At 60.3% G+C, this 14,735-nt stretch carries 9 protein-coding genes; 5 read left to right on the top strand and 4 right to left on the bottom strand.

The features are described from left to right. Positions 1-192: 192 nt before the first annotated feature. The 4 genes from HDE80_RS01370 to HDE80_RS01355 all read right to left on the bottom strand — a co-directional run bounded on the left by HDE80_RS01370 (position 193) and on the right by HDE80_RS01355 (position 5,972). Entirely contained in the window at positions 193-3,225 is a 3,033-nt protein-coding gene (locus tag HDE80_RS01370) for a TonB-dependent receptor (RefSeq protein ID WP_184667145.1), read from the bottom strand. Positions 3,226-3,443: 218 nt separating this feature from the next. Further along, positions 3,444-3,842 carry a hypothetical protein gene (locus HDE80_RS01365; protein WP_184667138.1) on the bottom strand — a complete coding sequence of 133 codons (399 nt, stop codon included), beginning with the start codon at positions 3,840-3,842 and terminating at the stop codon, positions 3,444-3,446. Positions 3,843-3,851: 9 nt separating this feature from the next. Continuing rightward, positions 3,852-4,916, bottom strand: coding sequence for a glycosyl hydrolase family 18 protein (locus HDE80_RS01360; RefSeq protein WP_184667136.1), 1,065 nt, complete (start codon positions 4,914-4,916; stop codon positions 3,852-3,854). A gap of 30 nt (positions 4,917-4,946) precedes the next feature. Beyond that, positions 4,947-5,972, bottom strand: coding sequence for a glucokinase (locus HDE80_RS01355; RefSeq protein ID WP_184667755.1), 1,026 nt, complete (start codon positions 5,970-5,972; stop codon positions 4,947-4,949). A 311-nt stretch (positions 5,973-6,283) separates the two neighbouring features. Between HDE80_RS01355 and HDE80_RS01350 the strand changes: the two genes are divergently transcribed. The 5 genes from HDE80_RS01350 to HDE80_RS01330 all read left to right on the top strand — a co-directional run bounded on the left by HDE80_RS01350 (position 6,284) and on the right by HDE80_RS01330 (position 14,734). Further along, positions 6,284-7,342: a LacI family DNA-binding transcriptional regulator gene (locus tag HDE80_RS01350; RefSeq protein WP_184667134.1), complete on the top strand. Its 1,059-nt coding sequence runs from the start codon at positions 6,284-6,286 to the stop codon at positions 7,340-7,342. Next, on the top strand, positions 7,290-7,580 hold the full coding sequence (locus tag HDE80_RS01345; RefSeq protein WP_345776403.1) for a hypothetical protein: 291 nt from the start codon (positions 7,290-7,292) through the stop codon (positions 7,578-7,580). The genes HDE80_RS01350 and HDE80_RS01345 overlap by 53 nt, the downstream gene beginning before the upstream one ends. A gap of 781 nt (positions 7,581-8,361) precedes the next feature. Next, entirely contained in the window at positions 8,362-9,963 is a 1,602-nt protein-coding gene (locus HDE80_RS01340) for a peptide chain release factor 3 (RefSeq protein ID WP_184667130.1), read from the top strand. A 91-nt stretch (positions 9,964-10,054) separates the two neighbouring features. After that, on the top strand, positions 10,055-10,954 hold the full coding sequence (locus HDE80_RS01335; RefSeq protein ID WP_184667128.1) for a type II CAAX endopeptidase family protein: 900 nt from the start codon (positions 10,055-10,057) through the stop codon (positions 10,952-10,954). A gap of 108 nt (positions 10,955-11,062) precedes the next feature. Next, on the top strand, positions 11,063-14,734 hold the full coding sequence (locus HDE80_RS01330; protein WP_255483523.1) for a response regulator: 3,672 nt from the start codon (positions 11,063-11,065) through the stop codon (positions 14,732-14,734). The last annotated feature ends 1 nt before the right edge of the window (position 14,735 follow it).

Raw genomic sequence — 14,735 nt, 5'->3', positions numbered from 1 at the left:
CTCCTCTTGCAAACTGCCCAGCCCAGGCGACAGCTTGCGGCCACTTCGTGGCCCAGCGTGCGCCGGCTCGGCATGAAATAGCGGCTGCATTCAGCCTGGATCTGACCTGTCGGCATGTCTACAGACTGGCGTGCCGCCATCGGCCAAAGCGGCGAGCCCGGCGCTGACCGGGCTCGCCCTGCTCCACATGGATCAGTCGAGCTTGTAATCAAACGTCAGGAAAAGTTCGCGACCGTTGTATTCACTGGCGGTCTGCCCCGTCGTGACGAACTCGAAGCCACCGGCGTAGTACGGGATCGAAGAGACCTTGTTGAAGATGTTGGACACGGTGAACTTCAACTTGGTATCCGGGTTGATCTGCCAGCCGATCGAGGTGTTCCAGGTGATCCACACCGGCGTCCTGCCCAAGTACATGGTGTCGGCAACGTCCGTCGGGGTGCCATTGAGTGTCACCTGGCAAACACCGGTAGGAATCGACTCGCTGCCATTGGACACAGTAACCATGCTCGGCTGGATGCCATTGGGCAGCACATTGCAGCCTTGATAGTTTTGGGCGCGCATGCTGCCATCGCGCACGCCGGAGATCGACACGTTCCAGTTGCCCTTGCTCCAGTCGCCGATCCACGTGACCCTGCTCGCCACATTCTGATAGCGGGTGTTTTGCAGCGGGTCGGAAGCCAGCACACGCTGCTTGTACGCGAGGTTGTCGGTGTAGTTGATGCCCGCGCGGAAGTCACCGTGATCCTCGGTGTGCAGCTTGTAGTCCAGCGAGGCATCGATGCCGCTCACATAAAGCGAAGCTTCGTTGATCGGGCCGGACTCCACCGAGGTGATCTGGCCAGCCGCATTGCGCTGAACCATCTGGGTCACCATGCTGCAATATGCCGAACCCGGCACGTGCGCCGTATACGGTGACAAACTGGATGTACCGTTAGCCTGCACGCCGGTAAGGCAGCCAGCCTCGTCGATCAGCACCTGGCTTTGGCTGAGGTACTGGATGGCGTTGTCTACGCCCATGTGCCAGTAGTCGGTAGACAGCGAGAGGCCCTCCACGCCCGGCACCTGCCACACGAAACCGTAGGTCCAGGAGTGGCCGGTCTGCGGCAGCAACAAGCGGCTGCCGCCCGTGATCAGGTTGTAGTACTGCGAGGGGGAGCGCTGCACCAGGTTGCACCACGTGCTGTTGGTCTGGCCGGCCTTGATGGCGTCGATGCACTGCAAGGGGTCGATGTAATTACCCTGCGGCTCAGTGGAGCCGGTCTGATAGACCGCCTGCATGTCCGGCGCCTTGAAGTTGGTGCCGTAGCTGCCGCGAACCAGCAGACTTTCGATCGGGCGCCACTCGAGGCCGGAGCCCCAGGTACGGGCCACGTCGGCGCGGCTGGCGTCGTTGTACTTGTCCAGACGACCGGAGATGGTCCAGGTCACCGTATCCAGCACCGGCACGCGGAACTCGGTGCCGAACGAAAAGCGCTGGCGGGTGCCGCCACCGGTGTTGTACTCCTCAAACGGGTTCATGAACGTCGCGGCATTGGCGCCACGCGGATCGGGCGACAACAGGAAGCCGTTGTGCGCAGCTTCGAGCACCGCCGCCCAACCCACCGACTCTTTCACCCACGGGAACTGGAACAGGTCGCCGTTGATGCGGAACTGCGCCTGGTCCAGCCACGACGACGAGGTGTTCTCACCATTGGCCGCAAACTGGCTGTATTGCTGCGGCGTGATGGGGTTCCACCACTGCTGCCAGTTCATCGCGTAAATGGGCAAGCCGGCGCTGGTGGTGCCCAATTGCTTGCCGAGGAAGAAGTTGTCCAGGGCCTCACCATCGTAGGCCGTGAAGTCCTCGCGCACGGTGTACTTCTGGGTGTTGAGGTTCAAATCCCAATTGAAGTTGCCATCGAACATGGTGCCGCGCAGGCCGGCCTGGAGATTCCAGTTCTGCTCGCGGTCGTGGGTATTGGTCGCCGTGCCGATTTCCTGCTCGGTCAACTGGCGAACGGCCTGACTGATGACCTGCCCTGTGGTCTGGTCATAGAACTGGCCGGTGCCGAATGCGTTTATCTGGGTGTTGGAGTACCCCACCGTGTCATACAGGGCCGCCGAGCCGTAAAGCTGCAAACCGTCGCTGAAGTCGTACTCGCCAGACACGTAACCGTTGTTGCTGCGGCTGCCCGGGGTCAGCACCCAGTTCTGGAACAGGGCGGGCTGCGAACAGTAGTAACCGTTGTTGGTCACGCTGGCGATCTGGGTGCCATTGGTGGTGACGGTATGCGACTGGCTCAACTGCGAGTTGGTGAACTTCGAGCAGGTGCCCGTCGGCGGCGTGAGGTACTGGCCGTTGCCGTTCATCGCGGAGAGGGCGATGGCGCCAGATGCGTCGTACTGGTAGCCGAACATGCGGTCAGCCGGTCCCCAGGCACCGTATCCCGCATCGGACACCGAGTCTTGATACGGGCGATCACTACCCCACAACGCCGTGCGATTGGACTTCTCCGCATTGTAGAGGATGTGCCAATTGTCACCGGACTTGCCACCGAAGAAGTTGACGTCGCCATACGCGCGGCCACCGCGCGTGGCGCCACCGCCGGTCACCTGCAGCTCGTCACCCTGATAGTTCTTCTTCAGGATCACGTTGACCACGCCCGCCACCGCGTCCGAACCGTAGATCGACGAGGCACCGGAGGCCAGGATCTCGACATGGTCGATCATGCCGGTAGGCAGGTTGTTGTAGTTCTGGAAGTTGCTCTGCGCGCTCAGCGGCTGCGGGTAGTCCACCACGCGATGGCCGTCGATCATCAGCAGGCTGAAGCCAGGACCCAGTCCGCGCAGGTTGACCGAGCGCGCATTGACCGAGGTGGAACCCCAAGCGGCCGGGTCCTGTGTCTGCTGGCCCACCTGCGGCAGCGAATCCAGGAATTCCCACAGCGTGGTGAAACCCTGCTGCTTGATCTGCTCGCCGCTGACGCTGACCACGGGAGCCGGCCCCTCGATTTCCACGCGCGGGATCATCGAACCGGTGACTGTGACCGTACTCAGTGCAACCGCCTTCTTTTTCGCCGCATTGGCTGACTCGGCAGACTGACTGCTGCTGGCAGGCGTATTTTGTGGTGTGGCCTGGGCGTCGTTCGACGACGAGGCGACTGCTTGCGCATAAACATGCGGAGCGCAAAGCGCTAGCGCCAATGCGCTGGCGAGTGCACTGCGACAACAACGGATATTGTTCATAAGTTAGACCCCTCTCGCGAAACCCCATAATGTGTTTGCTGACACCGATTCTCGAATCGGCACAGCCGCTTTGACACCGCCACCAAGCTGACGACACTGCCGTTTGTCCCTCACCGCATGCCCCTTATTGCATGCCCTTTACCAGCTGCCGTTCATCCGCCCATCGGCGCAGATAGCGACAGCACACTCGACGCGATCCCCCGTCGAGACTTCCTAGGTCATCGCGCCTCCCGCGATGCGCCCACAACTAAACTCTTGTCCGTACCTAGCAGCTCGATGCGGCACGCGTAGACCGGCACGCCCGCCGGCTGTGCCTGCAAATGGAGATGCAGACCGTCGGCCTGCTGGCTGAAACTCACGGCCGTGGTATTGGTCAGCAAGTAGGGACCGTCGATCGGCTGCAAGCGCAGCAGATCCATTCGTACGGACCCAGATAGCTGTGCCGGCAGCCACTGCAAGGTAGGCGTCAGTGCCTGCGCCGTCGGTGTGGTCCGACGGAACTGCCAACCCGTATCCAGTGACTGCTCTACCGGCTCACCGGCCAGGCAATAGCGCAATGGCAGAACCGCTAGCAGCAGTCCCGTCCATAACCTAGATTGCAGGGCGTTGTTCCACATGAGGCGGGATCAGTGATGCACAACCGGGAGCTCGTCCCAGATTGCGGGATCTTCCGCGCCCAACACCCACGAACAGAAACCCTGCAGATCATCCTTGCCAACCAGCGCGTAGCGCTCCTTGAAGCTGCGCGCATCGGGCATGAAAACCCATTCACGCAGATCATCGCGGTAGAAGTAATACCAGGACTCGTGTTCGTAGGCATCCCACTGAATGTCCGCTTGATGCGCCTGCGCCAACGGCAGCGATTCGTCGTAATCGATGTAGTCGCCCGAGATATTCGGCCGCTCCTTGCCCGTGCCAGCATCGACCGGATCACCGGCGTACCAGTGGTAGCCATACAGGGGAATACCCAGCGACAACTTATTCTTGGGCACATATTTCAGCGCGTAGTCGAGCTGCTTCTGCACCCAGGGCATGCCGTCCACCGGACCTGGCGTGGTCCAGCGGGTGTTCTGGTCGTAGGTCATCAGGCAGATCAGATCCATCACCTTGGCCAGTGCCGGCACATCGAATACACCGCGCCACTCGCTCCACATCCAGGTGCCGAACGCCGTGCTGCCGGTGAAGTAACCCGGTGCATTCGGCACCACCGCAATGCTCAGCTTGAGTCCGGCGCGATGCAGTGCCGCCGCGGTCTCGCTCGCCAGTCGGGTCAGCGCATCACGATCGGTATAGTCGATATCCTCAAAATCGAACTGAAAACCGCTATAGCCTTCTTGATGGCCGATTCGGATCAGCGCAGCGATCAGCGCCTGGCGCGCGTCCGCATCACCCAGCAGGGCGTGAAACCCTGCCTTGCCGGCATTCGCCGAAATAATCGGCATGAGCTCAACGCCCTTGCTTCGAGCCTGCTGCATCACGGTGGCGTCGGGTGTCCCCTGCACCAGCCCCTTCGCATCCACGCCGTACCAGGTAGGCACCAGGATATCGATCTTGTCGGCATGCGCCAGGAACGAGCGCACCGACTTGGGTGACTCCACCATGTAGAAAAGCGACTTTGGCGCCGCCACGGCGTCAACGCATAACGTGCAGAACAAGCCCACAGCCAACAGACATCGAAACGCGGATTTCATCCGAAAAGCTCCGGCAAAAGAAAGATCAGATCATTGCCATCCATGGGTCAGCCATACCGCAGCCCCCACCACTCCCAACTGGCCATGCTGGAGCAGCCGCACCGGCACCTGCTCCAACAAGTCACGCATCACACCCTTATTGAAAAACCGCTCGCGAAAGCTGCTGTCCAGCAGAAACTCCTGGAATCGGCTGAGAATCCCGCCGGCCAGATAAACCCCGCCGGTAGCACTGAACAGAATCGCCAGATCACCTACCAGGCTGCCTAGTAGGCCGCAGAAAATCTGCAAGGACTCGACCGCCAGCGGATCGCTGGCGGCAACCGCAGCCGTACTGACCTGGGCAGGCGTGTGACAACGCACGGGCTGATGGTCCAACTCAGCCAGCGCCCGATAGATATTCAGCAAGCCCGGTCCTGACAGGGCATGGCCGGTAGGCACATAACTGCGTCCACTCGCCATGCGCGCGACTACCGCCAGCTCCCGCTCGGTACCCGGCGCAAGCACGATATGCCCCGCCTCGGTGGACAATACCCGCCGTGATCGACCACCCGGTAACAACACCGCACAACCCAGTCCGGTACCAGGACCTACCACCACCACCGCACCCGCTGGATTGATGGCCGTTGCATGCATGCCAGTCGACTCGATGATCGCCACCGAGTCGCGACGGGCCAGGAAAGGCGTGACATAAGCCAGCGCCTCAAAATCATTGATGATCTCGAGCTGCTCCAGCATCAGACCTTGTCGCAACGCCGAGATCGAGACCGGCCAGGGCAGATTCTGGTTAACGATAACATCGCCATGTATATAGCCTGGCGTAGCCACCACAGCGCGCCGGATCGCCGAGCCAGCCGCATGCCGCGCGACAAAATCCGCCAGAATCTCGTCGAGACTCGACCAATCGGCGCAGATATAGGTATGACTGCTCAGCAGCTGGACAGGCAGGCCATTCGCGGGTTCCGCGCGAACCAGGGCCAACCGCGCATGCGTGCCGCCCACATCAGCTGCTAACAGCTCCCGCACCGATTCCGCGCTGGTCGCATGGGCAGACACCATTGACTCGATCACCCCGTCCCCTTGACACATTGCAGCGTTGACCTACGGATGTAGGCCTCTTTGGATCGATCCTAAACGTTAATGATAACGTTATCAAGCTGTAGTAAATAATTCATTTCAGCCCAGCCTGGCGTATCTCGGCGCGACCGCTACAAGCCACAAATCCCGCTCCACGCAAGCGTATTTCCGATGCATCGTGATGGCTGGCAGCAAGCAAAAATCGCCATGCACCGAACTTATCTCCCGCCACGGACTGCCTGGACTCTATGCATTCGGCTACGATGACCCATTGATTTCTGGAGCCTGACGCATTGCGCAAACCCACCATCAAGGACGTCGCCAAACAGGCGGGGGTATCGCTGATGACCGTGTCACGCACCATCAATCAAGAGGAATCGGTGCGTGAAGTCACCCGGCAACGGGTATTGAAGGCGGTGGATGAGCTGGGCTACGAGCCGGATGTCACCGCCCGTAGCCTGCGCGGCACGCAGTCGTTCGCGATCGGCCTTGCCTATGATGACAACCCGAATGCCAACTACGTGCTCAGCATGCAGAAAGGGGTACTGGCAGCATGTCGCGAGCGGGGTTACGAGCTGCTGATCCATCCCTACGACGCCAGCGCACCTCGATTGGTTGAAGAGCTATGCAAGCTGGCCCGCAACGTGCGGTTAGCCGGCTTGGTACTCACTCCACCGATGTCCGAAGACCCGGCCCTGCTGAGCCAACTACAAGCCGCCAATATCCCATTCGTGCGCATCATTGCCGCTCGCCAGGAACCGGACGACGGCATGCCCTGTGTTTATGTCGATGATCACAGCGCCGCCTATGCCATTACTGCCCACCTGATCCAGCTGGGTCACACTCGTATCGCCTTTTTGTGGGGCGACCCGCAATACCACTCCAGTCCGGAGCGCTACCAAGGTTATGCCGATGCCTTACGCGATCACGGCATCCCGCTGCGCAAGAAATTTGTCTTGCCGGGCACCTATGTTTACGAGGATGGTTTCCGCCGCGCCCGCAAGCTGCTGGCGGCCAAGGAAGTACCCACGGCTATTTTCGGCAGCAATGACGAAATTGCCGCCGGCGTACTCGCCGCCGCACACTCGATCGGCATCAAGGTTCCAGGTGAGCTGTCGATTGCCGGCTTTGAGGACAACCCGTTCTCACGACGGGCATGGCCAGCACTTACCACCGCCCGCCAGACCACTAGTGAAATTGGCCGCCATGCGACCTTGCGCCTGATCGCCGAATTACTGCAAAGGACCCCACCCGGCGACCCGATACAGATTCGCTTCACGCCCGAGCTGGTCATTCGCGATTCGACCGCTCCACCGCAAACCAATCCCACGCGCAACAACTCTCCGGCATGAGGTCAGTCTGCAGATCCCGCGCGGATACATCCCGGCCGTGCAGCACGCGATCGAAGTCGAGTCGCGCCAGGGCCAGGTCGCCGGCTACGAAGTGCTGGACTTCAAGGCACGCCTGATCGACGGCAAGTACCATGCCGTCGACTCCTCGGCACTGACCGGCCGCGCTTGCTTCCGTGAGGCACAGAAGCTGTCCAAGCCGAAGCTGCTGGGGAAGCGAAGCTTGCTTCGCTTTCGATGACGCGCTGATCTGATTGTCAGCGCGAAGCAAAAGAACCCGAGTGGTGATCCTCGGGCTTTTTTTTCAAAGCTCTGAAGACAGCGAATGGGAAGTGCCTTGAGTTCTGCTTCCAATGGCGGTCTCAACCGGCCTTTAAGCCCTTTAGCTTGAAGCGTCACCCACAATTCCATATCAGGCTAGTCGATGTGAGAAAAAGCTTCCCAATCGTTCTTATTTTGGTCGCTTCCCTTGTGCTGTCGGCATGCAGCCACCCAGCGTCGACATGCAATCCATCGACGCAAAACAAACATTCAATGGGACTTGAGGAGCTGAGATCGCTGAAGTTAAACAACGCAACCGAAGACGCTGCGAACGCGTATGCGAGAGGCGATGCTCGGTTGTTGGGGGTCTATGGTTTTTCCGTAGAAGTTCCCGGTTATGACGGCGCTCCCTATCCGCACAAAAGCAAAATAAGAATGTTAGAGAGCACGGGTGACGCGTTCTGTACGAGAGAAGAGGCAGACCTCAATCACAACGCGAGGACCTACGCCAGGAAATACAACGACACCATGTTAGACAAGCTAAGACAAGCGGGCATCTATCTCGATCCTATACCCGATGCACATCGTTAGCTCGTAAATTGGGATGAGCGCTAGCGAACCCCAACATTCCAGACTGCGTGGCGTTGGGATTCGCTAGCACTCATCCCAACCTACCAGAGCTTCGCTTAGGTCCGCGGAGGACGGGCCTGAGGTCGATCCACGGTATCATTACTGGCTAACGCTCCAGCCGACCTGCCCGCATGTCCACGCATCTGCAAGAAACCCTTCGCCGCCGCACGTTTGCCATCGTCAGCCATCCTGACGCGGGCAAGACCACGTTGACTGAAAAACTGCTGCTGTTCGGCGGTGCGATCCAGATGGCCGGCTCGGTGAAGGGGCGCAAGGCAGCACGCCACGCCACGTCCGACTGGATGGCGCTGGAAAAGGAGCGCGGCATTTCGGTGACCTCGTCGGTGATGCAGTTTCCGTATGAGGGCAAGATCGTCAACCTGCTCGATACGCCTGGCCACGCGGACTTTTCCGAAGATACCTATCGCGTGTTGACCGCGGTGGATTCGGCGTTGATGGTGATCGACTGCGCCAAGGGTGTGGAAGAACGGACGATCAAACTGATGGAAGTCTGCCGGCTGCGCGACACGCCGATCATGACATTCATCAACAAGCTGGACCGCGAGGGTCGCTCGCCGATCGAGCTGCTGGACGAAGTGGAGTCCGTGCTGGGCATCGCCTGCGCGCCGCTGACCTGGCCGATCGGCATGGGCAAGCGGCTGAAGGGCGTGTACCACCTGTTGCTGGACGAAGTGCACGTGTTCGAGCCCGGCAAGAATTTCACCCGCCAGGATTCGACCACCTTCAAGGGCCTCGACGCGCCCGGCCTGCTGGAAAAGATCGGCGACGAGGCGATGCGCGAACTGCGCGAAGAGCTCGAATTGGTACAGGGCGCCGCGCCCTCGTTCGATATGGACGAGTACCTCGCCGGCAAGCAAACGCCGGTGTTTTTCGGCTCGGCGGTGAACAACTTCGGCGTACAGCTGCTGCTGGATTTTTTCGTGGCGAATGCACCCTCGCCGCGCCCGCGTGCCACGCTGACGCGCGAAGTGGAGCCCGAAGAAGAAAAACTCACCGGTTTCGTTTTCAAGATCCAGGCCAACATGGACCCGGCGCATCGCGACCGCGTGGCCTTTATGCGCGTGTGTTCGGGCACCTATACCGCTGGCATGAAGATGATCCAGACGCGCACAGGGAAGGACATCCGCATCGCCAACGCGCTGACCTTCATGGCCAGCGATCGCGAGATCGTCGAGACGGCCTACCCAGGCGATGTGATCGGCCTGCACAACCACGGCACCATCACGATTGGCGATACCTTCACCGAAGGCGAGTCGGTCAATTTCACCGGCATCCCGAACTTTGCCCCGGAACTCTTCCGCCGCGCGCGGTTGCGCGATCCGCTAAAAATGAAGGCGCTGCAGAAAGGTCTGGCCCAGCTCAGCGAGGAAGGTGCAACGCAGTTCTTCCGTCCGTTGATGAGCAACGACCTGATTCTCGGAGCGGTCGGCGTGCTGCAGTTCGACGTAGTGGCGTACCGTCTGAAAGACGAGTACAACGTCGACGCCAGTTTCGAGCCGGTCACGGTCACCACCGCCCGCTGGGTACATTGCGACGACGAAAAGAAGATGGCGGAATTCCGCGAGAAGAACGCGATGAACCTGGCCATCGACGGTGCCGGCGAACTGGTCTACATCGCGCCGACGCGGGTCAATCTGCAGCTGGCGCAGGAGCGCTGGCCTCAGGTACGGTTTGCCAACACCCGTGAGCATGCCGCTTCGGTAGATATGTAAACGCGATCGTCGCACCTCGTGACCCGCTCGGATGGCACTAAGGGAAACGTCCGACCATGACAGCCTGCATCCATCCACCAGGCGGACAGACATGCAAAATCCATCCCTCGCTTTCACCACACCAGCCGACGCACCGCGTTGGCTGCGTTGGCTGGTTTTTTCGCCGGCGGCACGCATCGTTTTCTTTGCAGCGATGCTGGTCGGCATCGGCTTTGTAACCCGCGCCGTCGTGGCGATGCTGGACTGGACGGCAAAAACGGCGACACCACTCCAGCATGCGCTGGCTACATTGAGCCTGCAACTGCTGCCGGCGCTGATCGCCAACTTGATTGTGGTGAAGCTGATCGAGCAGCGTCGCGTACGTGAACTTTCCGTGCACAGTCTGCCGACGTTCGGACTTGGTGGCCTGCTCCTCGGCGCGCTGCTTTTCAGTCTCGTGGTCGGCGTCCTATGGCTGCTCGGTGTGTATCACGTAACCGGCACCAACGCGCACGTGGACTGGCTGCCACAGATCCTGGTCGCAGGCATCGGTGCGGGCATTGGCGAGGAGATCATTGCGCGTGGCGTGCTGTTCCGCATCGTCGAGGAAGGCCTGGGCACGTGGTGCGCGCTGGCCATCTCGGCATTGTTTTTTGGTGGTGCGCACATCTTCAATCCCGGCGCCACGCTGTGGAGTTCGGCCGCCATCGCGATTGAAGCCGGCATCATGCTCGGTCTGCTCTATCACGTGACCCGTTCGCTATGGGCCTGCATCGGCCTGCATGCTGCGTGGAACGTCATGCAGGGCACGATCTACGGCATTCCGGTATCGGGCGGCGCAGTCGACGGCTGGCTGGTTTCGAATCGCACCGGGCCCGTATGGCTAAGCGGTGGCGTGTTTGGTGCGGAGGCTTCGGTGGTCGCGCTGGCGGTCTGTTCGCTGCTGTCGCTGACCTTGCTGGCCGTGGCGCTGCGCCGAGGCTCGATCGTGCCGTTTCGGCGCACTCGCTGAGCCCTCTGCTGCCGTTAGGTGCTCATTGTCTCCCGCTATGGTGCGAGGATGACACCGGCTACTCTGTCCCCACATGCCACCCTACCCGGTGGCCGTGACCGATTGCCCATGAACCACGACGGCCAGCGCATGCCACCGACCAGGTCCAAATCATCGAAACAATCGTGGCTGGCCAATCAGCCGCTGCAGCGAAAAATCATCCTGGGGATTGGCCTGCTTCTGGGCCTGTTTCTGGTGACGAGTGCAATGCTGAGCATTTCGCTGCGCCAACAGGACATACATAGTCAATGGACGGACCATACCTACGAGGTGATGCTAGCGCTAAGCGATCTGAGGCATGCGACACAGACCAGCCAGATCGGTGCGCGTGGCTTCATGCTGACACAGGGTGCCGATCAGCTGGCCATGTTCGAGAGCGGTACGAAGGACATTTCAATACGTATCGCTCAGGCACGTCAGCTGACCTCGGACAATGCCTTGCAGCAGTCGCGTATTGGCACGCTTGAAGCCATAGCGACCAAATGGCAGCTGGAGGTGACGGCGCGGGTGATTGACCCTGTCAAGCAGATGAAAATCGCCGATCCTGCGGCAGCAAGTCTGGAACGCCACCGCATTCAGCAGAGTTATCTCAGCCATCGAACGGTCAACATCGACGAAATGCAGGGCGTGCTGGACAGCATGGTCGCCGAGGAACGCCGGCTGCTGGCGGTTCGCAGTCGGAGTCTCGATCGTACGCTGCGTTTCAACACGGTGGTGAACGGCGTTACCGCGCTGCTCGCGCTGCTGATCAGCATCCTGATCATTCGCCTGACCTCGCGCCTGGTGACGCGGCCGCTGCATCGGCTCACCGACATGATGGCCCGGCTGGCCAATCATGATCACGACTTCGAGATCCGCCGGCTGGATCGGCAGGATGAGATCGGCAAGATCTCGCGTGGTCTGCAGGTGTTCAGGCAAATGGCGATCGATACACAATCGCAGACGTGGCTGAAGACCCAGGTGAGCAACGTTTCTCATCGCCTGCAACAGGCGGCCACCCATCGCGAATTTGCCCAATGGCTGACCAGCGAGCTGGTGCCACTGCTAAAGATGGGCGTAGGCCTGTTCTACTCGTTTGACGAAACACGCTTCCGTCTCGATCTGCTGGGCAGCTACGGCTTGCGCCTGGACGGCCATTCGGCGGACAGCTACATGCCGGGCGAAGGCTTGGTCGGGCAGTGCGCCCTCGAGCGCAAGCCGATCCTTGTGGACAACGTGCCGGTCAATTACGTGCACATCGATTCCGGCAGCGGCGGCGCGCTGCCCAGCACTATCGCAATTCTGCCGGTGCTCTACCGCGATCGCCTGATCGGCGTGCTGGAAATGGCCGGCTTTACGGCGATCGAACCGCTGTACCGTCAACTGATCGATGAACTGCTGCCGATCATCGCGTTGACGCTGGAAAACCTCAACCGTGCTGTCAACACGCAGGATTTACTGGAACGCACGCAGGAACAGGCCGACGAACTGCGTGTGTCCGAACTGGTCATGCGCCAGCAGAAAGATGTTCTACGCGAAAACAACGATGCGCTGCAGGCCAAGACGGCGGAGCTGGAAGAACAGTCCGAACGACTGATCGCCTCCGAGGAAGAGTTACGCGTTCAGGCCGAAGAACTGCAGGCCTCCAACGAAGAGCTGCGCGAAAAAACCGAGAGCCTCAACCGGCAGAAGCACGTTCTCGTCGATCTGCAGAAAGACACCGAGGAAAAAGCCCAGGAACTGGCGCGTGCCAGTCAGTACAAGTCCGAATTTCTCGCCAACATGTCGCACGAACTGCGCACGCCGTTGAACAGTCTGCTGATTCTCTCGCGCAGCCTGTCCGACAACGACACCGGTAATCTCGATGAAGAACAGATCGAATCGGCGCGGATCATCCACGATTCCGGCACCAGCCTGCTGCATTTGATCAACGACATTCTTGATCTGTCCAAGATCGAGGCTGGCAAGATGGAACTGATGATCGACGAGCTCCCGCTGGCCGACATGCAGCGACGACTGATGCGCACCTTCGGGCACGTGGCGGAGAAAAAGCAGCTTGGCTTTACCGTGAATATCGAACCGGGCCTGCCGACGATCCTGCGCACCGACGGCGCCAAGCTCGAGCAGATCGCCAATAACCTGCTGGGCAATGCATTCAAATTCACCGCGCAGGGTTCGGTGACTGTGCGCATTGGCCGCCCCGACAACGCAATCAACGTGCCGGATGCGCTGGCCGATCAGCCGTTGATTGCCATCAGCGTCAACGACACCGGCATTGGTATCCCGACCGACAAGTTTCAGCACATCTTCAACGCATTCGAGCAGGTGGACGCCGGCACCAGCCGGCAGTTCGGGGGCACCGGTCTGGGTCTGGCCATTTCGCGGAAGATGAGCCTGTTAATGGGCGGCGATATTCTGCTGCAGAGCGAAAGCGGCCGTGGCAGCTGCTTCACCGTGCTACTACCGGAGACACCGCCGGAACGTACCGTCGAAGCGATCGAACATGCACTGCAAAAAGTGTCACCGGCGGCCGTGCTATCCGCCTCGCCGCATCTATTGCCGGAAGCCATTGACGACGATCGCAACACTTTGCAGCCGGGCCAGACCACGATTCTGGTGATCGAGGATGACCCAGCCTTTACCCGTATCCTGATCGACATCATCCATCGCAAGGGTTATCGCGCGCTGGCGGCGAACAACGGTGAGGCCGGCCTGCAGCTGGCACGCGAGCATCGTCCCACCGGCATTCTGCTGGACGTGATGTTGCCGATGATGGACGGCTGGACGGTGATGGATCAGCTCAAGGCCGATGCCCATACACGAGCGATTCCCGTGCATTTCATTTCCGCCACCGACGAAGCGACGCGCGGGCTCGAACAGGGGGCGGTTGGCTTTCTCACCAAGCCGGTGAGCCGCGAATCGATCAGCATGGCGTTCGAACGACTGCTGCATTTCGCCGAAGGGCACCAGCGTCATCTGTTGATCGTCGATGACGAGGCCGATTCGCGCACGGCCGTGCGCACGATGTTGCGTACAGACAATGTGCTGATCGACGAAGCTGGTTCCGCCGAGGAGGCGCTGGAGAAAGCGGCCGCAACGCGCTACGACTGCATCGTGCTCGACCTAGGGCTACCCGGCATGTCGGGGCTTGAACTGCTCGAACATCTGTCGAACGCGCCTGGTGGCGTACCGCCGGTTGTGGTGTATTCCGGGCGCGACTTGAGCCGCGAGGAAAACCTGCTGCTTCGCCAGTACACCGACTCGATCGTGGTCAAAGGCGCACGCTCACCGGAACGCCTGCTCGATGAAGTGAGTCTTTTTCTGCACAGCATCCGGCATGCGCCCAAACGGGCGGCGAATGCTGGCCACGGATCATCAAATGCCGAGCTGGCCGGTCGTCGCGTGCTGTTAGTCGATGACGATATGCGCAATCTGTTTGCACTGTCCAAAGTGCTGCGCGGCTGGGGCCTGGTGGTAAACATGGCGCAGGACGGCCAAAAAGCGTTGAAGGCGCTGGCCGATGACGAGGCGCCGGAGCTGGTGTTGATGGACATCATGATGCCGGTGATGGACGGCTACGACACTATTCGCGCCATTCGCGCGCAGGCACCGTTCATCAACCTGCCCATCATCGCGCTGACCGCGAAGGCAATGCGTGGCGACCGCGAAAAATGCATCGAGGCCGGCGCCAGCGATTACCTCTCCAAACCCATCGACATCGACAAGCTGTCGTCGATGATTCGCGTCTGGCTGCAACACTGAG

It is taken from the genome of Rhodanobacter sp. A1T4 (assembly GCF_014207185.1).
Taxonomy (GTDB): domain Bacteria; phylum Pseudomonadota; class Gammaproteobacteria; order Xanthomonadales; family Rhodanobacteraceae; genus Rhodanobacter.
Note: the sequence above shows the minus strand (reverse complement) of the source record. Positions and strands in the feature narration are given on the sequence as shown.